Below are 23,388 nucleotides of genomic sequence, written 5' to 3' on the forward strand. Positions count from 1 at the left end.
ACAGTGCCCTTCCTTCCGCTACGAGGCCTTGTGAGCGGGCCTTGCAGGGAGGGAGCGCGCTCCTGCGCGGCTATGACGCGCCTTTCGGCAACAACTTTCTGTGACGGCTCAGTGACTGGAAAGTGGTCGTTACGGCAGGACCCGCCCGGCGATGCTCAAGGGTCTGATAGATGTGGAGCCTTGAATTGAGGCTCTCGAGGAGATACGGGACCACGGTGATGAGCGCCCCCACCCCGGCCACCGGCGACGGCAGCCCCACGCCCGGCTATTACCCGGATCCATCCATTCCTGGATATGTCCGGTACTGGAACGGTGCTGCCTGGGTTCCCGGCACCAGTCGGCCCGCGCCCAAGACGGGCGAGGCGATGCCTGCCGCGCCCGGCTCGGCGGCAACCGCGGCCGACGCCGGGCCTGCGGCCCAGCCCCAGTCCCAGGCCCCGGCCCCGGCATCGGTGGAGGAGACCGGTCCGGTCTTCTTCGACGAGGAGCCGGACGACGCACCGTCACGCCCGGAGCCGGCCACCGCCTGGCAGGCCGACGCCGCGCGCCAGACCGGCTTCGGCGGCGAGCGCGACAACCGCGTCGCGTGGGGCGGCGGCCAGGACCCGCGCACCTCGGACCGGGGTGGCGCGCCCGCCGACCCGCGCCGGCCCGCCTCGTCGAGCGCGCCCGCGGACCCGACGGGCGGCGCCCTGCCCGGCGTACGCTCGCTGGGCCCGGCCGCCGGGGGCGAGCCCCCTGTGGACGGTACGGTCGCGATCCGCGCCCTGCGCCCGGGCAAGGGCGCGCCCGCGGCCGGGAGTTCGGGCACCGCGGACCCCGCGGCGGCAGCGCCCACCGGCGACCCGTCCGCCCGCCGCCCCCAGCCGCAGCCTCCCGTCGACGGGACGGTCGCCATCCGCGCGCTGCGCGCCGGCGGCGGTGCGTCCGCCGGGCAGGCCGATGGACCGTTGTCCGTCCGCTCGATGACCCCGGGCGCTTCCGCGGCACCCACCGCTTCCGCGGCACCCACCGCGCCCGCACAGCCCCAGCCCCAGTCCCAGCCGCAGGCCCCGGCCCAGCGCCGCCCGCAGCCCCAGGCGCCCGTGCAGCCACAGCCCCAGCCGCAGCCCCAGCCGCAGGTGCCCGCGCAGGCCCAGGCGCCCGTCACCAACGGCCCCGGCGGCGGCTCCGCCTCCTGGGCGCAGCAGGTCCACCGGCTCGCCCAGCCCGGACCCGCGTCCGCCGCCGAGGCCGAGCAGCCCGTCGTGCCCTGGAAGCCGCCGGTCAACGACCCGTTCCTGCAGGCCGCCCAGGCCCAGGCGGCGGCCCGTCCCGCCTCGCTCGGCAAGCGGCTCGCCGCCCGGCTGATCGACGCCCTGTTCCTCGGAGCGCTCGTAGGCGCTGTCGCCGTACCCGTCCTGTCCCGGGCGCGCGCCCACGTCGACGACAAGATCGAGGCGGCGAAGCAGTCGGGCGAGACGGTCACCGTCTGGCTGGTCGACTCCACCACCGTGGGCCACCTCGGCATCATCCTCGGCGCGCTGCTGGTCCTCGGTGTGCTGTACGAGGCGCTGCCGACGGCGAAGTGGGGCCGCACCCTCGGCAAGAAGCTCTGCGGACTCACGGTCTGGGACATCGAGTCCCACGAGCCCCCGTCCTTCGGGGCCGCGCTGCGCCGCTGGCTCGTCTACAGCGTGCTCGGCGTGATCGCCCTCGGGGTGCTCAATGTGCTGTGGTGTCTGTTCGACCGCCCGTGGCGGCAGTGCTGGCACGACAAGGCGGCGCACACCTTCGTGACCGGCTGACCGCGTTCCCCCGAACGGCGTGCGAGCCGTTGCGGGGGCCATCGGGGCGCGGTGCACTGCCCCCATGAGCAACAACCATCCGCCGCCCGGCCAGCCGCCCGAGGACGACCCCTTCTTCAAGAAGCCACAGGAACCCACCCCGCCGTCGGCGGGCGGTCCTCAGGAGCCCCCGCCTCCGGGGGGACCGCCGCCGCCAGGGGGACCGTACGGCACTCCACCGGGTGGTTCCGGTCCGTACGACGGCGGAGGCGGCCAGCCCCCGCCGCGCGATCCCTACGGAGGCGCGTACGGCGGCGCGGCGGACCCGCTCGCCGGGATGCCGCCGCTCGCGGACTTCGGCAGGCGGTTCCTTGCCCGCGTGATCGACGCGCTGATCGTCTTCGTGCCGCTCTTCCTGATTTCTCTGGCCTTCGGAGGCTGGGGCGTCGGGACGGGCACCGGCGACAGCTGGGACGACATCACCGACCAGGTGAACACCGGCAGGCAGTGGATCTGGTCGCTGGTCTCCCTGGTCGCGTACGTCGGCTACGACACCGTGATGACCACCAAGGGGCACGGGCAGACCGTCGGCAAGCGCCTGATGAAGATCCGGGTCGCCATGCTCAACGACGGCAGCGTGCCGGACACCAGCTCCTCGCTGATGCGCGCCATCGTGCTCTGGGTGCCCGCGCTGGTCTGCTGCTTCTGCATCTGGTGGCTCGTCATCATGGTGACGATCCTGGCCGACAAGCCGTACAAACAGGGTCTGCACGACAAGGCGGGTAAGACGGTCGTGGTGTCAGCGACGCAGTGACGGCTCGCCGACCCTTGTCTCGGTGCCCGCGTGCGCGCGGGATGCGGGCACCCGGGTGGTGAGACCGTCGGCGGAGGCGGCCGAGGCGGAAACGCCGGAGGCGGCGGCATGGTTCGTACGGACCGTGTGCGCCGCCTTCGTCGTCCTCGCTCCCTGTGCGGCCCTGCCCATCGGCAGGGCGGCCGCGACCACCAGACCGAGCACCATCGATGCGACGCCTATGGCGGCGACACCGATGCCGTTGGTGGTACGGGTGAGCAGCAGCAGGGCGAGGGTCGAGAAGACGACTGTGGCCGAACCGTAGGCAAGCTGTGCGGCAGTCGGACGCGGCATGACGGTATCCGTCCTCGGGACATGGTCAGGGGGTGTCTCTCAACGCGGTCGCACTGGTCAAGTGACTCTACGACGGTGGATGCCCGGGAGGAACCGGCGGTAAGCGTGACCTAACACACGGTGCCGGTGCATGGGGGGCGCACTGAGTCATTCGTTCGCCCAACTGTTCAATCCAATGCGCCCGTTGTTCGATTGCTCGTCGTCCGAATACCGGAACCGGGCTCGCGCATAGTGCAGTTGGTCTGCTCAAGTCAAGGACTGTCTTTTCTCCGGTAACTCCGGTCGAATGTCGTCACTTGTGACGCGACACCGCGCGCGGACGACCCCACATCCGGTCCGTTGCGACGGACCGCGGGGGAGGACAGCATCAAGTGACCACCAAGCGACGGACGATCAGAGCGTCCGCGGTGCTCGTGGCCCTGGCCGCGACAACCGCGTCGGCCTCGGCGTTCAGCAGTGCGCAGGCCGACAACCAGCCGTCGTCGGGCCCGGCAGGCATCGAGCGCCATGACCCGGCGCCGCAGAAGGGCCAGGTCGAGCACGACCTGGAGGGCCCGTTCAGCAAGCAGCAGGAGCAGCAGCGCGAGGCTGCGCTGGAACAGGTCATAGCCGGCGACGCGACCGTGCAGAAGCGCGGCGCGTCCAATGTCGTGAAGCTCGGCGACAAGAAGTACGTCGAGCTCGGCCGGGAGAAGACGGACAAGATCTTCACGATCCTGGTGGAGTTCGGCGACAAGGTCGACGACACCACGATGTTCGACCCGGACGGCCCGGAGGGCCCCGAGGCCCCGGTCAAGAAGTACGGCGGCACGCCGGGTCCGCAGCACAACAAGATCGCCCAGCCGGACCGTAAGACCGACAACTCCACGGCCTGGCAGGCGGATTACAACCAGAAGCACTTCCAGGACCTGTACTTCGGCACCGGCAAGGACAAGACCGGTCAGCCGAAGCACTCCCTGAAGACCTACTACGAGAAGACCTCCTCGGGCCGCTACTCGGTCGACGGTGAGGTCTCCGACTGGGTCAAGGTCGACTACAACGAGGCCCGCTACGGCTCCAACTACTGCGGCGACAGCAACTGCGCCAATGTCTGGGACACGGTCAAGGACGGTGTCACCGCCTGGGCCGCCGACCAGAAGGCCAAGGGCCGTACCGACGCGCAGATCAAGGCGGACCTGGCCAAGTACGACCAGTGGGACCGCTACGACTTCGACAACGACGGCAACTTCAACGAGACCGACGGCTACATCGACCACTTCCAGATCGTCCACGCGGGCGAGGACGAGTCGGCGGGCGGCGGCGCCGAGGGCACCAACGCCCTGTGGGCGCACCGCTGGTACGCGTACGGCACGGACGCGGGCAGGACCGGCCCGGCGAACAACAAGGCCGGCGGCACCCAGATCGGCTCCACCGGCATCTGGGTCGGCGACTACACCATGCAGCCCGAGAACGGCGGCCTCGGTGTCTTCGCCCACGAGTACGGTCACGACCTCGGTCTGCCCGACCACTACGACACCTCGGGCAAGGGCGAGAACTCGACCGGCTTCTGGACCCTGATGTCGGCCGGCTCCTGGCTCGGCACCGGCAAGGACTCCATCGGCGACCTGCCGGGCGACATGAACGCCTGGGACAAGCTGCAGCTGGGCTGGCTCAACTACACCAAGGGCAAGGCGGGGACGAAGTCCGCGCACAGGCTGGGTGTGGCGGAGTACAACACCAAGAACCCGCAGGCGCTCGTCGTCGAGCTGCCGAAGAAGCCGGTCACCACGACTGTCGTGAAGCCCTCCGAGGGCTCAAAGCAGTGGTGGAGCGACATGGGTGACGACCTCAAGAACACCCTGTCCCGCCCGGTCGACCTCACCGGCAAGTCCAAGGCGTCCCTCGAGCTTTCGGGCTGGTGGGACATCGAGGAGGGCTACGACTACCTGTACGCCGAGGTGTCGACGGACGGCGGCGCCAACTGGACGCCGGTGGACGGCACGGCGGACGGCAAGCCGATCGGCCGGGACGCGGGCGACAAGCCGGCGCTGACCGGTGCGTCGGGCGCGTACAAGAAGCTGGCGTACTCGCTGGACGCGTACGCGGGCAAGAAGGTCGACGTCCGCTTCCGCTACCAGACAGACGGCGGCGCGGGCGGCAAGGGCTTCGCGGCGGACGCGCTGAGCGTGGTCGCGGACGGCACGGCGCTGTTCACCGACAACGCCGAGGGCGACGACGCGGGCTGGACCTCGAAGGGCTTCTCGCGCATCGGTGAGTCCTTCACCAAGGAGTACGAGCAGTACTACCTGGCCGAGAACCGTCAGTACGTCTCGTACGACAAGACGCTGAAGGTCGGCCCGTACAACTTCGGCTTCAAGGCGCCGAAGGACTCCTGGGTCGAGCACTACCCGTACCAGAACGGCCTGCTGATCTGGCTCTGGGACACCTCGCAGAAGGACAACAACACCAGCCAGCACCCGGGCCGCGGCCTGGTCCTGCCGGTGGACGCGCACCCGAAGGCCCTCAAGTGGGCGGACGGCACGCTGATGCGGAACAAGATCCAGACGTTCGACTCGCCCTTCAGCCTGCGGCCGACCGACGGCTTCACGCTGCACAAGGCGGATGTGGGGCTCCGGATCAAGCCGCAGGCGGGCAACCCGGTCTTCGACGACCGCAAGGGTGTCTACTGGTTCGCCGAGAACCCGACGGCGGGCGTTCAGGTAACTGACACCAACACCAAGATCTCGGTCGTGAGCGAGCCGTGGAACGGCCAAACGATCACGGTCAAGGTTGGCCCGTCGACCAATTAATTCGCGTTTTACCAGGTCAGAGCATGATCGGCCGTCGCCCTCTAGCGGGCGGCGGCCGATCGTGTTTAGGTGCGTCTTGCCAGGTCCTTATTGACATGCCATCTCACGGGGGAGTGGTTCCGCATGCCCGGCGGAGGTTTTTGCAAGCTGCCGAACGGCAGCGTGGTGGTCGCGCTCAGCCTGCCGAGCCCAGTGGGCGACGGCAGCCAGGTCCGCTTTCTGGTCCACGCGGCGAACCGCGCGAGGGCGCTGACGCGGCTGCGGAATCTGGGCCTGCGGGCGGTGTACCTGCGGGGCAACGCGGAACCGCCGACCCCGGACGAGGTCACGGCCGTGCTGCACCACCCGGACGGCCTGCTGTGGCGCGCGACGCCGGAGAACCACGAGGAGCTGTGGCACCCGATACGGGCGTTGTTCAGCCCGGCAGCGACTGGGGCTCCGCCGCAGACCCTGGTACGCCCGCTGGCGGTCCCCCTGAGCCCGCAGGGCATAGGGGGAGTGCCCTCAATCGCGGGACGGGCTTAGAGATCTGGCCGTCCGGCGGAAATTCAAGCCTCGTGGGGGTCCCCCGGGGGGAAGTCTGGGGGAGATTGAGGAGCTGGGTCCGGGGCCCCGAAATTCAGCCCCGTGGGGTCCCCCCGGACGAAGTCTGGGGGAGTTTGAGGCGCGGGGGTCCGGGGGTGGAGCTGCCCCCGGTCAGACCACCGGCTTGCCGGACAGCTCCACACCCGCCGCCCGCAACTCCTCCAGCGCCCTCTCCGTCGTCTCCTCCGCGACCCCCGCCGTCAGGTCGAGCAGCACATGCGTCGTGAAGCCCTCCCGCGCCGCGTCCAGCGCCGTCGCCCGTACGCAGTGGTCCGTCGCGATGCCGACCACGTCGACCTCGGAGACCTCACGCGCCCGCAGCCACGCCGCCAGCGTCGTGCCGTTCTCGTCCGTGCCCTCGAAGCCGCTGTACGCAGCCGCGTACGCGCCCTTGTCGAAGACCGCGTCGATCGCGCCCGACGCGACCGCGGGTGCGAAGTTCGGGTGGAAGCCCACGCCCTCCGTGCCGGCGACGCAGTGGCGCGGCCACGATCTGACGTAGTCCGGGTGCTCCGAGAAGTGGTCGCCCGGCTCGATGTGGTGGTCGCGGGTGGCGACGACATGGCGGTAACCCGGCTGGGCCTGGCCCACCAGGTCCGTGATGGCGGCAGCGACTTCGGCACCCCCCGTCACCGCGAGGCTGCCGCCCTCGCAGAAGTCGTTCTGAACGTCCACGACGATCAAGGCGCGGTGCATGGCGGGTGTCCTTCGATGGGGGTTGGCGGGGAGACCTGCGCCCGCGAGCGGATGTATTGAGCCTAGAGACTCCCGCCGCCTTGCGGGAGAGGGCTTCGGGCGGCGTTCACGCGGACTGAAGTCATACGTACTCCGTGGGCAGGACCGGCTCGCCCCTGGACAGTTGCATTGCCGACAACGGCAGCCCCGCCCGCGCCGCTATGTGCCGCTCGCGCACCGCGTCCAGCGGCTCGCGGGCGACGACCTCGCCGCCCTTGATCAGTTCCACCAGCAGCTGCCGGTCCACCAGGTCCGACGGCACCGTGTCTACGCAGATCACCTCTGCCTCGGCGACCCCGTCCTCGTCCAGTCGGCGCGCGGCCCACTTGCGGCCGCCGATGGAGGTCTTGCCGCCCAGCGACTTCTTCGCGACCGGCAGCAGAGGAGCCCCGGGGTCGGCGGACTCGGACCTGGCGACCAGCTTGTAGACCATCGAGCAGGTGGGGTGCCCGCTGCCGGTGACCAGCTGTGTTCCCACGCCGTAGGCGTCCACCGGCGCCGCGGCCAGCGAGGCGATGGCGTACTCGTCCAGGTCCGAGGTGACCACGATCTTGGTGTCCGCCGCGCCGAGCTCGTCCAGCTGCTGCCGCACCCGGTGGGCGACCAGCAGCAGGTCCCCGGAGTCGATGCGTACGGCACCGAGCTCGGGACCGGCGATGTCCAGCGCCGTACGGACGGCCTCGGCCACGTCGTAGGTGTCGACCAGCAGTGTCGTGCCCCGTCCGAGCGAGTCGACCTGCGCCTGGAAGGCGTCGCGCTCGCTGTCGTGCAGCAGGGTGAAGGCGTGCGCGCTGGTGCCCACCGTCGGAATGGCGTAGCGGAAACCCGCCGCCAGGTCGGAGGTGGAATTGAAGCCGCCGACGTACGCCGCGCGGGCCGACGCGACCGCGGCGAGCTCGTGCGTACGCCGTGCGCCCATCTCGATCAGCCCGCGCCCGCCCGCCGCCGTCGACATACGGGAGGCCGCGGCCGCGATCGCCGAGTCGTGGTTGAGGATCGACAGGACGACGGTCTCGAGCAGCACGCACTCGGCAAAGGTGCCCTCGACCCGCAGGATGGGCGAGCCCGGGAAATAAACCTCGCCCTCCGGATAGCCCCAGATGTCGCCGCTGAAGCGGTACGAGGCGAGCCACCGCAGGGTCGGCTCGTCGACGATCTTCCGCTCCCTCAGAAAGTCCAGCACGCCCGCGTCGAAGCGGAAGTTCTCGACGGCGTCGAGCACCCGGCCGGTGCCCGCCACGACGCCGTACCGCCGGCCCTCGGGGAGCCTGCGGGTGAAGACCTCGAAGACGGATCGGCGATCGGCGGTGCCGGATTTCAGTGCCGCCTGGAGCATCGTGAGCTCGTACTGGTCGGTGAAGAGCGCCGTCGACGGAACGTCCACCGGCAGCCCAAGGTCCGCAGGGTTCATACGCCGGATGCTATCGCACATCTCGTCAGAGTGACGAGATGTGCGGGTCGTTTGTGCGATGAGCCCCCTTGGGTGGCAGCATGGACCAGGTGAGTGTTGCTCCCACTGAGATCGAACGCACTGAGTCGGCGGAGGAGACCTTCGCCGTGCCCGAGCCCGACGTGCCGTGGGTGACGCTCGTCCACAACGACCCGGTCAACCTGATGAGCTACGTCACCTATGTCTTCCAGGCCTATTTCGGCTACTCCAAGGACAAGGCGCACAAGCTGATGCTCGACGTCCATCACAAGGGACGCGCCGTCGTCTCCAGCGGCAGCCGCGAGGAGATGGAGCGTGATGTGCAGGCGATGCACGGTTACGGGCTGTGGGCGACGCTGTCCCAGGACCGCTTCTGATGGCCGGGCACTTCGAGTCGATTCCCGGCGGCGGCGCCGCCGTCGCGCTCGACGAGGTCGAGATCTCCATCCTGCGCTCGCTGGCCGTACAGCTGCTTGAGCTGATCGGGCCCGGCGACGAGCCGGTGGAGGGCGAGGACCCGCTGGCCGCGCTGTTCTCGGAGGGGCCGAGCGAGCCGCCGACCGACCCGGCGCTGGCCCGCCTCTTCCCGGAGGCGTACGCAGGTCCCGGCGCCGACATAGAGGACGAGGAACTGCTCGCCGCGTCTTCGGAGTTCAGGCGCTTCACCGAGAACGACCTGCGTTCCCGCAAGCGCGACGATGCGCTCGCGGTCGTCCGCACCCTCGACTCGCTGGCCGCGGCCGGCGAGGGCGGCGCCGTCCTGAAGCTGACCGCCGACGACTGCCTGCACTGGCTCGGCGCGCTCAACGACCTGCGGCTGACCATCGGCACCCGCCTGGAGGTCAGCGACGAGGACGAGAACGGCGAGCTGTACCGGCTGCCCGACTCCGATCCGCGCAAGCCGATGGTGATGGCGTATCTCTGGCTCGGCGCGCTCCAGGAGACGCTCGTCGAGACCCTGATGTCCTGACCCCTGATGTCCTGAGATGTCCATTCGGACGCCATCAGGTGTTCGCTCAACGGACACTCAAATCCGGATAACGATCCCGTCACCGCCGAGCCTTGGATTGCGGTGTCCGGGGGGCGTTTGTCCTCTTCTTCATGTGGTGTGTGCCACGTCTTCTGGGTGAATCAATGTTGCCGGCGTGATAAATCTTCACGACCGCCTGCGGGACGCCACCCATGTCCCCAGGGGCGCTTGGGCCGGCTGATCGCCGGTAGCACTCCATCCATTTCCGGGGGGATCAGGACCTGATCCGCAGTACGCGGCAGATGCGGCGGACGCGGACCAGCATGGAGAAAGGGCGCATCACCATGACCTCACTGCAGGTCGACAAGCACGACAGCAATGAGGCCGCGGGGTCCGCGGCAGGCGCGGACGAGGGCTACCAGCGTGGACTGGGTGCTCGTCAGATCCAGATGATCGCGATCGGCGGGGCCATCGGCACCGGCCTCTTCCTCGGCGCGGGCAAGGGCATCTCCAAGGCCGGCCCCAGCCTCATCCTGGCCTACGCCATCGCGGGCTTGGTCATCTTCTTCATCATGCGGGCGCTGGGCGAGCTGCTCATGTACCGCCCCGTCTCGGGATCCTTCGCCGAGTACGCGCGTGAATTCGTCGGTCCCTTCGCGGGCTTCGTCACCGGATGGACGTACTGGCTCTTCTGGGTCGTCACCGGCATCACCGAAGTCACTGCGGCCGCCACGTACATGACGTACTGGTGGGACATTCCGCAATGGCTCTCCGCGCTGGTCTTCACCGTCATCCTCTACGGCGCGAACCTCATCTCCGTGAAGCTCTTCGGTGAGCTGGAGTTCTGGTTCTCGATGGTCAAGGTGACGGCCATCATCGGCATGATCCTGATCTGCGCCGGTGTGCTCACGATCGGTTTCTCCGACGCCGGTGACACCGCGTCCGTCACCCACCTGTGGTCCGACGGCGGCTTCTTCCCCAAGGGCCTCGGCGGCACGCTGATGACCCTGCAGCTTGTGATGTTCGCCTTCCTCGCGGTCGAACTGGTCGGTGTCACCGCCGGCGAGTCCAAGGACCCGGAGAAGACCCTCCCCAAGGCCATCAACACCGTTCCGTGGCGTATCGCCGTCTTCTACGTCGGCGCCCTGATCATGATCCTGTCGGTGGTGCCCTGGACCCACTTCCAGCCGGGCATCTCGCCGTTCGTCGCCGCCTTCGAGAAGATGGGCCTCGGCATCGGTGCCGCGATCGTCAACTTCGTCGTGCTGACGGCCGCACTCTCCTCCTGCAACTCCGGTATGTACTCCACCGGCCGCATGCTGCGGGACCTGGCGCTCAACGGGCAGGGCCCGAAGGCCTTCACCAAGCTGACGAAGAACGGCCTGCCGCTGATCGGCACGACCTTCTCCGCCGCGCTGATGCTGGTCGGCGTCTGGATCAACTACAAGGCCCCGGGCGAGGCGTTCAACTACGTCGTCTCCTTCGCGACCATCTCCGGCATGTGGGCCTGGATCATGATCCTGGTCAGCCAGATCCGCTACCGGGCCAAGGCGGACCGCGGTGAGCTGCCGCAGTCGGCCTTCAAGGCGCCCGGCGCCCCGTACACCAGCTGGTTCGCGCTGCTCTTCATCTGCATGGTCATCGTGATGATGGGCATCGACAAGGACGCGCGGATCTCGCTGTACTGCGCGCCGCTGTGGGCGCTGCTCCTCGGCGTCTCGTACCTGGTCCTGAAGAAGCGCAACCCCGAGGGCGCGGCCTTCGCCAAGCGCTCACCGCAGCGCGGACCCCGGCGCCGACCGCTGCGCTGACCCCAGTCGACGTCCATCATCCGGGCCGGTCCGTACCACCCTTCGGTACGGGCCGGCCTTCTGCTTATCCTGTCGCTCATGCTGACCCTCACCCAGGCTCTGTTCGACCAGATCGTGGCGCACGCCCGCGCCGACCACCCCGACGAGGCCTGTGGCGTGGTCGCGGGCCCCGAGGGCAGCGGCCGCCCCGAGCGCTTCATCCCGATGCTGAACGCCGCCCGCTCGCCCACGTTCTACGAGTTCGACTCGGGGGACCTGCTGAAGCTCTACCGGGAGCTGGACGACCGCGACGAAGAGCCGGTGATCATCTACCACTCGCACACCGCGACCGAGGCGTACCCGTCCCGTACGGACATTTCGTACGCCAACGAGCCGGGCGCCCACTATGTCCTGGTCTCCACGGCCGACACCGATGACGCGGGCTCCTTCCAGTTCCGCTCCTTTCGCATCCTGGAGGGCGAGGTCACCGAGGAAGAGATCAAGGTCGTAGAGGCATACTGAGCGCGACCTTCACGCCGCGGCACCTTCCGTGTACCGCATGCTGAGCAGAGTTCGTCCATCATGCGAGATCACATTCCGGAACCCGGATGGGGAATCGTTACGATGACCGCATGGTTCCCCATGACGTGAGCGACAAGACGCCGAGCGCCCTGCTGCTCGTGGCGCGGCTGCACGTCGACCTGTGCCGTCTCGCCAGCGCGATGTGTACGAGCCGCGCTGCGTCCTGACCGTTCCGGCCGGTTGTGAACCACGGCCTCTCGGCCCGAGCGCACTGCATCGCACCACCCCCTCGCGCGGGGGCCAGAGCCGCGCGCCCCTTGTGCCACCCCCGCCACACTCCCGAAACAGGAGCCCATGTCATGGCCATTGAGGTCCGCATCCCGACCATCCTCCGTACGTACACCGACGGCGCGAAGGCCGTCGAGGGGAGCGGGGACACTCTCGCCGAGCTCTTCGCCGACCTCGAGACCCGGCACAACGGCATCCGGGAGCGCATCGTCGACGGCGACCAGCTGCGCCGCTTCGTGAACGTCTATCTGAACGACGAGGACGTCCGCTTCCTGGACGGCATCTCCACCAAGCTCGCCGACGGCGACAGCGTCACGATCCTCCCGGCCGTCGCCGGCGGCATGGTCTGATGCGTTACGACTCCCCGCTCGCGGCGGTCGGCAACACCCCGCTGGTCCGCCTGCCGCGGCTGTCCCCGTCGGACGAGGTCCGCATCTGGGCGAAGCTGGAGGACCGCAACCCGACCGGCTCGATCAAGGACCGCCCGGCGCTCCACATGATCGAACAGGCGGAGAAGGACGGCCGCCTGACGCCGGGCTGCACGATCCTGGAGCCGACGTCCGGCAACACCGGCATCTCGCTGGCGATGGCGGCGAAGCTCAAGGGCTACCGGATCGTGTGCGTGATGCCGGAGAACACGAGCGAGGAGCGCCGTCAGCTGCTGGCGATGTGGGGCGCGGAGATCATTCCGTCGCCCGCGGCGGGCGGCTCGAACACGGCGGTACGGGTCGCCAAGGAGCTGTCGGCCGAGAACCCTTCCTGGGTGATGCTCTACCAGTACGGCAACCCGGACAACGCGGGCGCGCACTACGCCACGACGGGCCCGGAGATCCTGGCGGACCTCCCCTCCATCACCCACTTCGTGGCGGGCCTGGGCACCACCGGCACGCTGATGGGAGTGGGCCGCTACCTGCGCGAACACGTCCCGGGCATCCGCATCGTCGCCGCGGAGCCGCGCTACGACGACCTGGTCTACGGCCTCAGGAACCTGGACGAGGGCTTCGTCCCCGAGCTGTACGACGCGTCGGTCCTGACGACCCGCTTCTCGGTGGGCTCGGCGGACGCGGTCACCCGCACCCGCGAACTCCTCCAGCAGGAGGGCATCTTCGCGGGCGTCTCCACGGGGGCGGCGCTGCACGCGGCGATCGGCGTCGGCAAGAAGGCGATGAAGGCGGGCGAACAGGCGGACATCGTCTTCGTGGTCGCGGACGGTGGCTGGAAATACCTGTCGACGGGCGTCTACACGGCCCCGACGACAGAGGCGGCGATCGAAGCGCTGCAGGGCCAGCTCTGGGCGTAGGAGCGCCGGCGACGCTGCGAGGGTGTGGGGGCGCGAGCCCCACGTACCCCGGGTCAGTCAGGGCGCGCCCCCATGTACCTCGGGTCAGTGGGGGCGCGAGCCCCCTGCGTACCCCGGGTCAGTGCGGGCGGGCCCCCCTTATGTACCCCGGGTCAGCGATGGCGAGATGTACCCCGGGTCAGTGAGGGCGAGCCCCACGTACCCCTGGGTCACGCCGACAGATGCCGCACCTGGTCCCACACCGTCGGGTCCACCACCCCCACCCTTCGGCGGAACTCCCACACCCCCACATCCCGCAGCTCGTCCGTCTCCAGGAAACTCGCCCGCCCCCGGGCGTCCCCCACAGTCCCGGGTGGCAGTGAGATCACGCCCGGACTCTCGTCGTGGTACTTGCTCGTGATCTTCGCGACCTGCGCCGTCCCGCCCCGCACCGACAGCACCAGGCACGGCCTGTCCTTCGACCCGGGGCCGTCCTCGTACGGGACCTCCGCCCACCAGATCTCGCCCGGCCGCGGGCGCCGCTTCGGGCCGCGCCGGGGGCCCGGCGGGCGGCCCGGCGGGCGGGCGCGACCGCCCGGGCGGCGGGACGCGGTCCGGCCGCGCCCGTCCACCACCGTGGCGACCAGCGCGATCACCACCACGGCGAGCACCGCTAGCCACCACGACGTGTCCATACCCCAGACGGTACCGGCGCGCCGCCACACGCGCGCGCTCCGTCCGAACCGGTGACAGAGCAGGTGAGTTCCCCCACAACGCCCTGCCACCGAGGAGCGACCAGCCCTTTCGCGCCTTACGCTCGACAGACCGCACGACCCTCTCCCAGCCCTCCCCGTCAACGGAGGTTCAAGCTCCATGAAGCTCACCGTCGTCGGCTGCTCGGGGTCGTTTCCGTCCGCGGAATCGGCCTGCTCGAGCTACCTCGTAGAGGCCGACGGCTTCCGGCTGCTTCTCGACATGGGCAACGGCGCCCTCGGCGAGCTGCAGCGCCACATCGGTCTCTACGACCTCGATGCGATCTTCCTCAGTCACCTTCACGCAGATCACTGCATCGACATGTGTGGATATTTCGTGGCCCGCTACTACCGCCAAGACGGCGGCCGCTGCGACGCCCTCCCGGTCTACGGCCCGGAAGGCACCGAGCAGCGCCTGACCACTGCGTACGCCGACACCCCCTCCGCCAGCTCCATGAGCGAGGTCTTCGACTTCCACACGCTGAAGGCGGGCAGTTTCCACATCGGCCCGTTCTCCGTCCGTACGGAGAAGGTGAGGCACCCCGTCGAGGCGTACGGCATCCGCCTGGAGCACGCCGGCAAGTCGCTGGCGTACTCGGGCGACACCGGGGTCAGCGAGACCCTGCACGAACTCGCCGAAGGCGCCGACCTGTTCCTCTGCGAGGCGTCCTTCACGCACGGCAAGGAGGACATCCCCGACCTCCACCTCAACGGCCGTGAGGCCGGAGCCCATGCCCAGCGCGCGAACGTCGGCCGGCTCGTGCTCACCCACATCCCGCCGTGGACGGACGGGCAGCAGAATCTGGCGGATGCCCGCATGGTCTACGGCGGCCCTGCCGAACTGGCTGCCGCGGGCGCGATCTACGAGATCTGATCCCGAAAGAAACTCGAAGAAACTCGAAGAAAGCCGAAGCCCCTGCCCTTCCGTACGGAAAGGCAGGGGCTTCGGTCCTCAGTGGACGTCCTCAGCGTTTGACTACGCCTTCGTCAGGTCCTCGACCTCTTCCTCGGGCTCACGGCCCGGGGTGGTGAGGTTGAACTTGATGATCGCGAAGCGGAAGACCGAGTAGTAGATCGCCGCGAACGCGAGGCCGATCGGAATGATCATCCATGGCTTGGTCGCGAGTCCCCAGTTCAGGAAGTAGTCGATCGCACCGGCCGAGAAGCTGAAGCCGTGATGCACGCCGAGCGCCCAGGTGACAGCCATCGAGACGGCAGTCAGAACCGCGTGGATGGCGTACAGGAGCGGCGCGATGAACATGAACGCGAACTCGATCGGCTCGGTGATGCCGGTGACGAAGGACGTCAGCGCCAGCGACATCATCATGCCCATCACGGCCTTGCGGCGCTCGGGGCGAGCCGTGTGCGCGATGGCGAGCGCGGCGGCCGGGAGGGCGAACATCATGATCGGGAAGAAGCCCGACATGAACTGACCGGCGGTGGGGTCGCCGTGGAAGAAGCGCGGCAGGTCACCGTGCCACATCTGGCCCGCGGAGTCCTTGAAGGAGCCGATCTCCTGCCAGGCCACGGTGTTCACGAACTGGTGCATACCGATGGGCAGCAGCGCCCGGTTGATGACGCCGAAGATGCCGGCGCCAACGGCGCCGAGGCCGGTCATCCACTGGCCGAAGTCGGTGATGACGTTGCCGACGGGCTCCCAGACGAGGCCGAACAGCACGCCCATGGCCGTGCCGACGAAGGCCATGATGATCGGCACGAGCCGGCGGCCGTTGAAGAAGCCGAGCCAGTCGACGAGCTTCTTGCGGTGGTACCGCTGCCAGATGACGGCAGCGAGCAGGCCCATGATGATGCCGCCGAAGACCTTCGGGTCGTTGTAGGTCGCGGGTATGTCGGCGCCGGCCTGGACCTTGGCCTCGGCGATGGGGAACGCCGTGAGGACGTTCTTGTAGACCAGGAATCCGACCAGCGCGGCGAGCGCGGTGGAGCCGTCGGCCTTCTTGGCGAAGCCGATCGCGATGCCGATACAGAACAGCAGCGGCAGGTTGGCGAAGACCGCGTCACCGGCCGTGGCGAAGACCGCGGCGACCTTGTTCCAGCCAAGGCCGTCCTTGCCGAACACGTCGTCCTGGCCCAGACGCAGCAGGATGCCTGCCGCCGGCAGGACGGCGATCGGCAGCTGCAGGCTTCGGCCGACCTTCTGCAGGCCCTGGAACAGACCCGATCCCCACTTCTTGGTGGGCGACGCCGCCGTAGCGGTAGCCGTACTCATCAACTTCCTCCAGTGGGCAAGGCGCCGCCAGGGGGCAATACACGGGGGAGGGCGGCATCTCAAGGGGAACGCGGCGAAGCGCCACGTGGTCTACACCACTCAGTGGTGTAGACCAGTTTTAGCACGGTGAGGGCGAGATAAGGAACCTTCGATTTCTGTGGCCTGGGCCATAGCGCGAAATGCACGACATAAGGCCCCCGACCACAGGTCCATGGGGCCTTATGAGGCATTACTCGGGGGCGCAGTGCCCAGGAACCACTGCCCTACTTGATGACGTCCCGCTCCAGTTCACCCTCGACTTCTTCCGGTTCACGCCCCGGCGTCGGGATATTGAACTTGGTGATCGCGAACCGGAAGATCGCGTAGTACACCACCGCGAAGCCCAGACCGATCGGAATGAGCAGCCAGGGCTTGGTCGCCAGGCCCCAGTTGATGACGTAGTCGATCAGACCCGCCGAGAAGCTGAAGCCGTCCTTGGCTCCGAGGCCCCAGCTCAGTGCCATCGAGACACCGGTGAGCAGCGCGTGGATCACGTACAGCAGCGGCGCGACGAAGAGGAACGAGTACTCGATCGGCTCGGTGATGCCGGTGACGAAGGACGTCAGCGCGACCGACAGCATCAGGCCGCCGATCTCCTTGCGGCGGTGCGGCTTGGCGCAGTGTGTGATCGCCAGCGCTGCCGCCGGGAGAGCGAACATCATGATCGGGAAGAAGCCGGTGGTGAACTGGCCCGCGTTCGGGTCGCCCGCCAGGAACATGCTGATGTCGCCGTGCACGACCGTGCCGTCCGGCTTGGTGTAGCTGCCGAACTGGAACCAGATGGGCACGTTCAGGAACTGGTGCAGGCCGATGACGAGCAGCGCCCGGTTGGCGACACCGAAGATGCCCGCACCCCACGCGTCCAGGCCCACCAGCCAGTCGCTGAAGCTCTCCAGCGCGTCGCCGACCGGCGGCCAGATCCACAGGCACAGGGCCGCGAACGCGATCGCGACGAAGGACATGATGATCGGGACGAGCCGGCGGCCGTTGAAGAAGCCGAGCCAGTCCACCAGCTTGGTGCGGTGGAAGCGCTGCCAGAAGTAGGCGGCCAGCAGGCCCATGATGATGCCGCCGAAGACGCCCGGGTTCTGATAGGCGTACGGCACGATCATGCCGCCCTCCGACTGGCAGCCGACGGTCACCGCCTTCGCCGCGCCCTCGCAGTCCTTGGGGAACTGGTGCAGGACGCCGTAGTAGACGAGGAAGCCCGCGACGGCCGCGAGCGCTGTGGAGCCGTCCGCCTTCTTGGCCATGCCGATCGCGACGCCGACGCAGAACAGCAGTGGCAGACCGATGTTGGGGTCCAGCAGCGCGCCGCCGGCGCCGGCCATCACCTTGGCGACGTCGTTCCAGCCCAGTCCGTCCGCGCCGAAGACATCGGGCTGGCCGAGCCGGTTGAGGATGCCGGCCGCGGGGAGGACGGCGATCGGCAGCTGCAGGCTGCGGCCCATCTTCTGGAGCCCCTGGAACGCACCGGTCCACCGCTTGTGCTGTGGCGCGGCAGCACTTTCCGAACTCATCGGCGTCCTCCCGGAAGGTGCCTGGCTTGGCAGGTGTTGCAGACTGGTGTAGACCAGTCGCGGTACGGTCCCGGGGACCAGTCGCGGGAGAGGGTTCCCGTGCTCGTCATCATTCGGTACGAGATGGTTACTCGCCCGTGAAGATGGGCCAACCGTGCGTTACCGTGACAAAGCGGACCGATGTAGGCCGAGGCAGCGCTGAGCGCCCAGCGAACGCGCTCTTGAACGCAGGGAGAAGACATGGCCAGCAAGGCTGAGAAGATCGTCGCCGGGCTCGGCGGGATCGACAACATCGAAGAGATCGAGGGCTGCATCACCCGCCTCCGCACCGAAGTCGTGGACCCGTCCAGGGTCGACGAGGCCGCCCTCAAGGCGGCCGGAGCCCACGGCGTCGTCAAGATGGGCAACGCGATCCAGGTCGTCATCGGCACCGACGCCGACCCGATCGCCGCCGACATCGAAGACATGATGTGAGCCGCTGAGCCACCGCACGAGGCCGTACGAGGCGTACCAGGCCGTACGAGAAGGGCCCCGCTCCGGCCGGAACGGGGCCCTCGCGCATGCGGAACGGCACCCTCGTACACCCGGTGCGGGTCCTCGTACACGCGGAACGAGGCCCGTGCGCACAGCAGCTAGGCTCGACGCCATGTCTCGAATCGACGGCCGCACCCCCGAACAGCTCCGCCCGGTCACCATCGAACGCGGATGGAGCAAGCACGCCGAGGGCTCCGTCCTCATCTCCTTCGGCGACACGAAGGTCTTCTGCACCGCCTCGGTCACCGAAGGCGTCCCGCGCTGGCGCAAGGGCAGCGGCGAAGGCTGGGTCACCGCCGAGTACTCGATGCTGCCGCGCTCCACCAACACCCGCGGCGACCGCGAATCCGTACGCGGCAAGATCGGCGGCCGTACGCACGAGATCAGCCGCCTCATCGGCCGCTCGCTGCGCGCCGTCATCGACTACAAGGCGCTCGGCGAGAACACCATCGTCCTGGACTGCGACGTCCTCCAGGCCGACGGCGGCACCCGCACCGCCGCCGTCACCGGCGCGTACGTCGCTCTCGCCGACGCCGTCGCCTGGGCCCAGGCCAAGAAGCTCGTCAAGGCCGGCCGCAAGCCGCTCATCGGGACCGTCGCCGCCGTCAGCGTCGGCATCGTCGACGGCACTCCGCTCCTCGACCTCTGTTACGAGGAGGATGTGCGCGCCGAGACCGACATGAACGTCGTCTGCACCGGCGACGGCCGCTTCGTCGAGGTCCAGGGCACCGCCGAGGCCGAGCCCTTCGACCGCAAGGAGCTCAACGCGCTCCTCGACCTCGCGACCGGCGGCTGCGCCGACCTGGCCGCGCTCCAGCTCGAAGCGCTCGGTTCGAGCGAGTCGCTCGTATAGATCGAGTAAAGAAGCAACCAAGAACGCGCCACTGGGCGTCGATAGAGTCACGGGCGCACGGGCCGAACCGTGCGCCCGTCCGTATCCGGGAGGACAGCTCCATGTCTGCGCGCCGCCGAATAGCCCTCACGCTCGCCACCGCCGCTCTGATCGTCCCCATCACCGTCGGCTGCGCCGCCATCGACAAGGCACTCGACTGCGTCGAGACCGCCGACGCGATCGCCACCAGCGTCGACAAGCTCCAGCAGGCCGTCTCCAGCGCCGGCGACGACCCGGCAACGGCCCGGCAGGCTCTCGACGACATCGACAAGGAACTGAAGAACCTTGGCGACAAGACCGACAACGCCGACCTGAGCAAGGCGGTCGAGGACCTGAACGCCGGCGTCGACAACGTCCGCAAGGCGATCGAGAACGGCGACACCACCCCGGACATCAAGCCCGTCACCGACGCCGCGGGCGAGATCGGCAAGGTCTGCACACCCTGATAATCGGGGCATGACCCGTCTGATCCTCGCCACCCGCAACGCCGGAAAAATCACCGAACTCAAGGCCATCCTCGCCGACGCGGGGCTCACCCACGACCTCGTCGGCGCGGATGCCTACCCCGACATCCCCGACGTCAAGGAAACCGGCGTCACCTTCGCCGAGAACGCCCTGCTCAAGGCGCACGCCTTGGCCCAGGCCACCGGCCTGCCGGCCGTCGCCGACGACTCCGGCCTCTGTGTCGACGTACTCGGCGGCGCGCCCGGCATCTTCTCCGCCCGGTGGGCGGGCAGCCACGGCGACGACAGGGCGAACCTGAACCTGCTGCTGGCCCAGCTCGCCGACATCGACGAGGCCCACCGCGGCGCCCACTTCGCGTGCGCGGCGGCTCTGGCCCTCCCGGACGGCACGGAACGTGTCGTCGAGGGCCGCCTGCTGGGCACCCTGCGCCATGAGCCGGTGGGCACGAACGGCTTCGGCTACGACCCGATCCTGCAGCCGGAGGGCGAGACGCGTACGTGCGCGGAGCTGACCCCGGCGGAGAAGAACGCGATCAGCCATAGGGGGAAGGCGTTCAGGGCGCTGGTGCCGGTGGTGCGGGAGCTGCTCGGCTGACCCACGCGATGGGGTACGCCGAAGGCCCGGACTCTGAGTCCGGGCCTTCGGTTCAAAGGTGTGCGGCCGGTGGGACTCGAACCCACACGGGTATAAACCCACTGGGACCTAAACCCAGCTCGTCTCGCCAGTTCCGACACGGCCGCCAGCCGACAGCCATCGTACCGGGCTGCCGGATGTGGCGGAGGGTGCCCTGCCTCTATGGGACAGGTCGCTCCTTCGCGCGGTTCCGACACCACGTGTCGGTCAATGCGTGGCAGTTGGGGCAGAGGTAGCGGAGGTTTTCGGCCCGATTGTCGAGCCAGTCGCCGCTCACGTGGTCGATCTGAAGCGTGATCGGCTGACCGAGCCATTCGCCGGTGTTCCCACACGACGTGCATCGGTATGGGACGCCGGTCTCTTGGAGCGCTCGGTGGAGACGTGAGCGATTTGTGCGAGGCGAACCCTCGGGCAGAACGATGAGGGTGTCCGTCGCGACCGGCCTCGGTTCGTGCGTCCGTATCGTTCCCCATGTGCGTCGCCTGAAGTGGCTGGTGTCGAGGTCGAGTTGAGTGGCTCTCCGGCGTACGCGACGGTGGTTTGTGTCTTTCACGGGAAGGCCGAGGGTGCGCATGACGTCGGCGTAACTGGCGGCTGTGGGCACTGCCTCGCGCAAGGCTCCCTCTGGGATTATGAGCCGCGCATTGCGGAAGTGGGCGGTGCTGATGCCCCGTTCCCTCAGCATCCTGCCGAGCGCCGCGCGCGACCGACTGTCGTCGGGTACGCCGAGTTCGCGGGCCACGCCGCGAATGCTGTGGGCGGACGCGGCGGCAACTGCGAGTTCCGCTGTCGTGAATGGCAGGTCGAGCTGCTCGCGGTTCATCCCGGGAAAGTGACTGATGTCTATCTCTGCTGCCGCGATACGGCGGCCTATGTGCGACAGCGTGCCGGCGGCCGGTGGCGCGCCCAGCTTGACAGCGACCTCGCGCAGCGTCGTTGAGGTGGCAGCAGCGGCTGCGATGGCCTCGTCCGGATATTTGCGCCACGGGCTGCGCTGCTTGAAGTGGCTGGTGTCGAAGCCGTGCCCGGCGACCTTCTCCTGGAGCACGCGGCGCTGACCGCCGCTCTCCTTGAGCCCGAGGCGGCGTATCAGGTCCGCCCAGCCCTGCGACGCGGCAACGGCGGTGGCCAGTCTGTCCCGGTTGTAAGGATCAGACACGGATCCCCCACAGGTGACCTCGGTGCGCGGGAGTGACGTGCAGCGTGTCGATCCCCAGTGCGGCTGTTCGGCGGCCGATATGGACCGGGTTGCCGCTCACCGGGTTGATCCCCAGTCGGCGTACGACCTCCGCCACGCTCCTGGGACGGGCGACCAGCTCGCGCAACGCGCGGAGGTAGCGCCTGCTGCCCGGTGTCGGCTTACCACCGCACCAGCGCACTGCGTCGTCGAAGTTCGTCGTCTCGCGGGCCGCCTCGTCGAGTAGCTCCCGGGTGTACCTGACTGGCACGGTTCCCCTCCGGTCCCGGCCGCGCGTTCGCAGCCTCGCACTGAGTAACGAACCGGTTATCGGATGGTCACGCCCGAAATGCGGAAGGGCCCGCACCGCCTGCCGGTGCGGGCCCTTCCGGGAACTCGGGACCTCAGACGCCGAGGTCCTTGATGATCTTGGCGACATGGCCCGTCGCCTTCACGTTGTACAGCGCCCGCTCGACCTTGCCCTCCTCGTCGACCACGACCGTCGAGCGGATGACACCGGTCACCGTCTTGCCGTACAGCTTCTTCTCGCCGAACGCGCCGTACGCCTCCAGGGTCTCCTTGGACGGGTCCCCGACCAGCGTGACCTTCAGGCTCTCCTTGTCGCGGAACTTCGCCAGCTTCTCCGGCTTGTCCGGCGATACGCCGATGACGTCGTAGCCCGCGCCCGCCAGCAGGTCCAGGTTGTCCGTGAAGTCGCAGGCCTGCTTGGTGCAGCCGGGCGTCAGGGCCGCCGGGTAGAAGTAGACGATCACCTTCCGGCCCCTGTGGTCGGCGAGCGAAACCTCGTTGCCGTCCGCGTCGGGCAGGGTGAAGGCCGGGGCCGTGTCGCCGGGCTGGAGTCGCTCGCTCATGGTTCTCCTCGGGGGACGTGAGGGTGTACGCCGTCGAGCGTAATAGGGGTGCCATGCGGTGCGGCCGCGGCCGAGCTGACAGACTGTCGAGGAAGGACTACCGGACACGACCACGGAGGCAGCGCGGTGTCGGATGCCAGGACCCCTGCGCAGATCGAGGCGGACATCGTCCGCAGGCGCGACCAGCTTGCCGAGACCCTCGACGAGATCGGGGTGCGCATGCACCCGAAGACGGTCATCGGTGACGCGAAGGCCAGGGTCGCCTCGACTGTGGACCAGACCGCGGGTCGTGCTTTCGTCGCGATGAACCGCACGGTGTCCGACATCAAGGCGCAGTTCGTGACGGAAAAAGGCGCGCCCCGGCTGGAGCGGGTGGTTCCGGTGGCGCTGCTGGCCGTGGGGCTCGTGAGCCTGCTCGCCGTGTCGGCGAGAAGGCGACGGGCGTGACCCTCGGGCGTACGGAATGCTCCCGGGCAGGTAGGTTCAAGGCGTGAGCGACAATACCCACCACGACAAGCTGCCCATCCGGATGCTGCACGACCGCGTGCTGGTGAGGACCGACATCCCGGAGGGCGAGCGGCGTTCCAGCGGCGGCATCGTCATTCCGGCGACAGCGGCGGTCGGCAGGCGTCTGGCCTGGGCCGAGGTGGTAGCCGTCGGGCAGAACGTGCGCACCGTGGAGCCGGGCGACCGGGTGCTGTACGACCCCGAGGACCGCGCCGAGGTCGAGGTGCGGGGCGTGGCGTACGTACTGATGCGGGAGCGCGATCTGCACGCGGTCGCGGCGGACCGTTTCCAGGGTTCCGAGGACTCCACCGGGCTGTATCTGTAGCGCCTGTGCCTTGAGCACCTCCGCCCCTGAGCCTTGAGCACCTGCGCCTGGAGAACGTGTAAAGGCGCAGGTCAGGCTTTTGCTATCGTTGACTGCTCCCGACGAGACGCGTCGTACCGGGTCATGCAAAGACGACGCACCC

General features: G+C 68.6%; 26 protein-coding genes, 1 tRNA gene, 1 pseudogene and 1 riboswitch. Of the genes and pseudogenes, 18 read left to right on the plus strand and 10 right to left on the minus strand.

All coding sequences use genetic code 11. The annotated features are described in order from the left end of the window. The first annotated feature begins 218 nt into the window (after positions 1 to 218). Together ACH492_RS24635 and ACH492_RS24640 are read left to right on the plus strand one after the other, a co-directional pair. Positions 219 to 1,787 carry an RDD family protein gene (locus tag ACH492_RS24635; protein WP_398989846.1) on the plus strand — a complete coding sequence of 523 codons (1,569 nt, stop codon included), beginning with the start codon at positions 219 to 221 and terminating at the stop codon, positions 1,785 to 1,787. A 64-nt stretch (positions 1,788 to 1,851) separates the two neighbouring features. Then, entirely contained in the window at positions 1,852 to 2,580 is a 729-nt protein-coding gene (locus tag ACH492_RS24640; RefSeq protein WP_398989847.1) for an RDD family protein, read from the plus strand. Here the strand turns inward: ACH492_RS24640 and ACH492_RS24645 are convergent. Further along, complete coding sequence (locus ACH492_RS24645) at positions 2,566 to 2,913, minus strand: hypothetical protein (RefSeq protein ID WP_398989848.1); 348 nt, start codon at positions 2,911 to 2,913, stop codon at positions 2,566 to 2,568. The genes ACH492_RS24640 and ACH492_RS24645 overlap by 15 nt on opposite strands. 371 nt (positions 2,914 to 3,284) lie before the next feature. Here ACH492_RS24645 and ACH492_RS24650 point away from each other — a divergent pair, with 371 nt between their 5' ends. Beyond that, the gene (locus tag ACH492_RS24650; protein WP_398989849.1) at positions 3,285 to 5,702 is read left to right on the plus strand and encodes an immune inhibitor A domain-containing protein; all 2,418 of its coding nucleotides are present in this window, start codon (positions 3,285 to 3,287) and stop codon (positions 5,700 to 5,702) included. 123 nt (positions 5,703 to 5,825) lie between these two features. Beyond that, positions 5,826 to 6,128: pseudogene (locus ACH492_RS24655) on the plus strand (hypothetical protein); the annotation flags it as partial. 270 nt (positions 6,129 to 6,398) lie between these two features. Here the strand turns inward: ACH492_RS24655 and ACH492_RS24660 are convergent. Further along, positions 6,399 to 6,983 (minus strand): nicotinamidase, encoded by a 585-nt coding sequence (locus tag ACH492_RS24660; RefSeq protein ID WP_398989850.1) that lies wholly within the window; start codon positions 6,981 to 6,983, stop codon positions 6,399 to 6,401. 121 nt (positions 6,984 to 7,104) lie between these two features. Beyond that, positions 7,105 to 8,433, minus strand: a complete 1,329-nt coding sequence (locus ACH492_RS24665; RefSeq protein ID WP_398989851.1) for a nicotinate phosphoribosyltransferase — start codon at positions 8,431 to 8,433, stop codon at positions 7,105 to 7,107. 80 nt (positions 8,434 to 8,513) lie between these two features. Here ACH492_RS24665 and clpS point away from each other — a divergent pair, with 80 nt between their 5' ends. From clpS to ACH492_RS24700, 7 genes are all read left to right on the plus strand, one after another. Further along, positions 8,514 to 8,828, plus strand: a complete 315-nt coding sequence (clpS, locus tag ACH492_RS24670) for an ATP-dependent Clp protease adapter ClpS (protein WP_398989852.1) — start codon at positions 8,514 to 8,516, stop codon at positions 8,826 to 8,828. After that, the gene (locus tag ACH492_RS24675; RefSeq protein ID WP_398989853.1) at positions 8,828 to 9,421 is read left to right on the plus strand and encodes a DUF2017 domain-containing protein; all 594 of its coding nucleotides are present in this window, start codon (positions 8,828 to 8,830) and stop codon (positions 9,419 to 9,421) included. The genes clpS and ACH492_RS24675 overlap by 1 nt, the downstream gene beginning before the upstream one ends. Before the next feature lie 344 nt (positions 9,422 to 9,765). Then, on the plus strand, positions 9,766 to 11,232 hold the full coding sequence (locus tag ACH492_RS24680; protein ID WP_398989854.1) for an amino acid permease: 1,467 nt from the start codon (positions 9,766 to 9,768) through the stop codon (positions 11,230 to 11,232). A 78-nt stretch (positions 11,233 to 11,310) separates the two neighbouring features. Then, positions 11,311 to 11,733, plus strand: coding sequence for a Mov34/MPN/PAD-1 family protein (locus tag ACH492_RS24685; RefSeq protein ID WP_398989855.1), 423 nt, complete (start codon positions 11,311 to 11,313; stop codon positions 11,731 to 11,733). 110 nt (positions 11,734 to 11,843) lie between these two features. Continuing rightward, on the plus strand, positions 11,844 to 11,960 hold the full coding sequence (locus ACH492_RS24690; RefSeq protein WP_398989856.1) for a putative leader peptide: 117 nt from the start codon (positions 11,844 to 11,846) through the stop codon (positions 11,958 to 11,960). A 132-nt stretch (positions 11,961 to 12,092) separates the two neighbouring features. Further along, a complete protein-coding gene (locus tag ACH492_RS24695; RefSeq protein ID WP_356226465.1) occupies positions 12,093 to 12,371 on the plus strand; it encodes a MoaD/ThiS family protein in 279 nt (92 codons plus the stop codon). Further along, positions 12,371 to 13,321 (plus strand): PLP-dependent cysteine synthase family protein, encoded by a 951-nt coding sequence (locus tag ACH492_RS24700; protein ID WP_307663153.1) that lies wholly within the window; start codon positions 12,371 to 12,373, stop codon positions 13,319 to 13,321. Before ACH492_RS24695 ends, ACH492_RS24700 begins: the two co-directional genes overlap by 1 nt. 209 nt (positions 13,322 to 13,530) lie before the next feature. On the opposite strand, the gene ACH492_RS24705 is transcribed toward ACH492_RS24700, so the two are convergent. Further along, the gene (locus ACH492_RS24705) at positions 13,531 to 13,995 is read right to left on the minus strand and encodes a type II toxin-antitoxin system PemK/MazF family toxin (protein ID WP_398989857.1); all 465 of its coding nucleotides are present in this window, start codon (positions 13,993 to 13,995) and stop codon (positions 13,531 to 13,533) included. Between the two features lie 178 nt (positions 13,996 to 14,173). Here ACH492_RS24705 and ACH492_RS24710 point away from each other — a divergent pair, with 178 nt between their 5' ends. Then, positions 14,174 to 14,926 (plus strand): MBL fold metallo-hydrolase, encoded by a 753-nt coding sequence (locus ACH492_RS24710; protein WP_398989858.1) that lies wholly within the window; start codon positions 14,174 to 14,176, stop codon positions 14,924 to 14,926. A gap of 102 nt (positions 14,927 to 15,028) precedes the next feature. On the opposite strand, the gene ACH492_RS24715 is transcribed toward ACH492_RS24710, so the two are convergent. Together ACH492_RS24715 and ACH492_RS24720 are read right to left on the minus strand one after the other, a co-directional pair. Further along, positions 15,029 to 16,282, minus strand: a complete 1,254-nt coding sequence (locus ACH492_RS24715; protein ID WP_398989859.1) for a PTS transporter subunit EIIC — start codon at positions 16,280 to 16,282, stop codon at positions 15,029 to 15,031. A 263-nt stretch (positions 16,283 to 16,545) separates the two neighbouring features. Then, positions 16,546 to 17,841: a PTS transporter subunit EIIC gene (locus ACH492_RS24720; protein ID WP_398989860.1), complete on the minus strand. Its 1,296-nt coding sequence runs from the start codon at positions 17,839 to 17,841 to the stop codon at positions 16,546 to 16,548. A gap of 240 nt (positions 17,842 to 18,081) precedes the next feature. On the opposite strand from ACH492_RS24720, the gene ACH492_RS24725 reads away from it, so the two are divergent. From ACH492_RS24725 to rdgB, 4 genes are all read left to right on the plus strand, one after another. Further along, the gene (locus ACH492_RS24725) at positions 18,082 to 18,315 is read left to right on the plus strand and encodes a glucose PTS transporter subunit EIIB (RefSeq protein ID WP_398989861.1); all 234 of its coding nucleotides are present in this window, start codon (positions 18,082 to 18,084) and stop codon (positions 18,313 to 18,315) included. Between the two features lie 172 nt (positions 18,316 to 18,487). Then, positions 18,488 to 19,228 (plus strand): ribonuclease PH, encoded by a 741-nt coding sequence (gene rph / locus ACH492_RS24730; protein WP_398989862.1) that lies wholly within the window; start codon positions 18,488 to 18,490, stop codon positions 19,226 to 19,228. A gap of 101 nt (positions 19,229 to 19,329) precedes the next feature. After that, positions 19,330 to 19,713: a hypothetical protein gene (locus ACH492_RS24735; RefSeq protein ID WP_398989863.1), complete on the plus strand. Its 384-nt coding sequence runs from the start codon at positions 19,330 to 19,332 to the stop codon at positions 19,711 to 19,713. A gap of 10 nt (positions 19,714 to 19,723) precedes the next feature. Then, positions 19,724 to 20,326 (plus strand): RdgB/HAM1 family non-canonical purine NTP pyrophosphatase, encoded by a 603-nt coding sequence (rdgB, locus tag ACH492_RS24740; RefSeq protein WP_398989864.1) that lies wholly within the window; start codon positions 19,724 to 19,726, stop codon positions 20,324 to 20,326. 61 nt (positions 20,327 to 20,387) lie between these two features. Here rdgB and ACH492_RS24745 read toward each other — a convergent pair. The 4 genes from ACH492_RS24745 to bcp all read right to left on the minus strand — a co-directional run bounded on the left by ACH492_RS24745 (position 20,388) and on the right by bcp (position 22,414). Further along, positions 20,388 to 20,472 (minus strand) — tRNA-Leu (locus ACH492_RS24745). A 53-nt stretch (positions 20,473 to 20,525) separates the two neighbouring features. After that, positions 20,526 to 21,524 carry an HNH endonuclease signature motif containing protein gene (locus ACH492_RS24750; RefSeq protein ID WP_398989865.1) on the minus strand — a complete coding sequence of 333 codons (999 nt, stop codon included), beginning with the start codon at positions 21,522 to 21,524 and terminating at the stop codon, positions 20,526 to 20,528. After that, positions 21,517 to 21,813: a hypothetical protein gene (locus ACH492_RS24755; protein WP_398989866.1), complete on the minus strand. Its 297-nt coding sequence runs from the start codon at positions 21,811 to 21,813 to the stop codon at positions 21,517 to 21,519. Before ACH492_RS24755 ends, ACH492_RS24750 begins: the two co-directional genes overlap by 8 nt. A gap of 133 nt (positions 21,814 to 21,946) precedes the next feature. Continuing rightward, a complete protein-coding gene (gene bcp / locus ACH492_RS24760; RefSeq protein WP_398989867.1) occupies positions 21,947 to 22,414 on the minus strand; it encodes a thioredoxin-dependent thiol peroxidase in 468 nt (155 codons plus the stop codon). A 126-nt stretch (positions 22,415 to 22,540) separates the two neighbouring features. Here bcp and ACH492_RS24765 point away from each other — a divergent pair, with 126 nt between their 5' ends. Both ACH492_RS24765 and ACH492_RS24770 read left to right on the plus strand, forming a co-directional pair. Further along, positions 22,541 to 22,861 carry a DUF3618 domain-containing protein gene (locus ACH492_RS24765; RefSeq protein ID WP_398989868.1) on the plus strand — a complete coding sequence of 107 codons (321 nt, stop codon included), beginning with the start codon at positions 22,541 to 22,543 and terminating at the stop codon, positions 22,859 to 22,861. A gap of 43 nt (positions 22,862 to 22,904) precedes the next feature. Then, a complete protein-coding gene (locus ACH492_RS24770) occupies positions 22,905 to 23,246 on the plus strand; it encodes a co-chaperone GroES (protein ID WP_307663164.1) in 342 nt (113 codons plus the stop codon). A gap of 76 nt (positions 23,247 to 23,322) precedes the next feature. Further along, a riboswitch (guanidine-III (ykkC-III) riboswitch) is annotated at positions 23,323 to 23,387 on the plus strand. The last annotated feature ends 1 nt before the right edge of the window (position 23,388 follow it).

The sequence above is a fragment of the Streptomyces sp. NPDC019443 genome (assembly GCF_044389785.1).
Lineage (GTDB): Bacteria > Actinomycetota > Actinomycetes > Streptomycetales > Streptomycetaceae > Streptomyces.

Coding starts and splice junctions, on each gene's coding strand:
- ACH492_RS24635 (WP_398989846.1), top strand. CDS start 219: ATGAGCGCCCCCACCCCGGCCACCGGCGACGGCAGCCCCACGCCCGGC.
- ACH492_RS24640 (WP_398989847.1), top strand. CDS start 1,852: ATGAGCAACAACCATCCGCCGCCCGGCCAGCCGCCCGAGGACGACCCC.
- ACH492_RS24645 (WP_398989848.1), bottom strand. CDS start 2,913: ATGCCGCGTCCGACTGCCGCACAGCTTGCCTACGGTTCGGCCACAGTC.
- ACH492_RS24660 (WP_398989850.1), bottom strand. CDS start 6,983: ATGCACCGCGCCTTGATCGTCGTGGACGTTCAGAACGACTTCTGCGAG.
- ACH492_RS24665 (WP_398989851.1), bottom strand. CDS start 8,433: ATGAACCCTGCGGACCTTGGGCTGCCGGTGGACGTTCCGTCGACGGCG.
- clpS (WP_398989852.1), top strand. CDS start 8,514: ATGGACCAGGTGAGTGTTGCTCCCACTGAGATCGAACGCACTGAGTCG.
- ACH492_RS24675 (WP_398989853.1), top strand. CDS start 8,828: ATGGCCGGGCACTTCGAGTCGATTCCCGGCGGCGGCGCCGCCGTCGCG.
- ACH492_RS24680 (WP_398989854.1), top strand. CDS start 9,766: ATGACCTCACTGCAGGTCGACAAGCACGACAGCAATGAGGCCGCGGGG.
- ACH492_RS24685 (WP_398989855.1), top strand. CDS start 11,311: ATGCTGACCCTCACCCAGGCTCTGTTCGACCAGATCGTGGCGCACGCC.
- ACH492_RS24690 (WP_398989856.1), top strand. CDS start 11,844: ATGGTTCCCCATGACGTGAGCGACAAGACGCCGAGCGCCCTGCTGCTC.
- ACH492_RS24695 (WP_356226465.1), top strand. CDS start 12,093: ATGGCCATTGAGGTCCGCATCCCGACCATCCTCCGTACGTACACCGAC.
- ACH492_RS24700 (WP_307663153.1), top strand. CDS start 12,371: ATGCGTTACGACTCCCCGCTCGCGGCGGTCGGCAACACCCCGCTGGTC.
- ACH492_RS24705 (WP_398989857.1), bottom strand. CDS start 13,995: ATGGACACGTCGTGGTGGCTAGCGGTGCTCGCCGTGGTGGTGATCGCG.
- ACH492_RS24710 (WP_398989858.1), top strand. CDS start 14,174: ATGAAGCTCACCGTCGTCGGCTGCTCGGGGTCGTTTCCGTCCGCGGAA.
- ACH492_RS24715 (WP_398989859.1), bottom strand. CDS start 16,282: ATGAGTACGGCTACCGCTACGGCGGCGTCGCCCACCAAGAAGTGGGGA.
- ACH492_RS24720 (WP_398989860.1), bottom strand. CDS start 17,841: ATGAGTTCGGAAAGTGCTGCCGCGCCACAGCACAAGCGGTGGACCGGT.
- ACH492_RS24725 (WP_398989861.1), top strand. CDS start 18,082: ATGGCCAGCAAGGCTGAGAAGATCGTCGCCGGGCTCGGCGGGATCGAC.
- rph (WP_398989862.1), top strand. CDS start 18,488: ATGTCTCGAATCGACGGCCGCACCCCCGAACAGCTCCGCCCGGTCACC.
- ACH492_RS24735 (WP_398989863.1), top strand. CDS start 19,330: ATGTCTGCGCGCCGCCGAATAGCCCTCACGCTCGCCACCGCCGCTCTG.
- rdgB (WP_398989864.1), top strand. CDS start 19,724: ATGACCCGTCTGATCCTCGCCACCCGCAACGCCGGAAAAATCACCGAA.
- bcp (WP_398989867.1), bottom strand. CDS start 22,414: ATGAGCGAGCGACTCCAGCCCGGCGACACGGCCCCGGCCTTCACCCTG.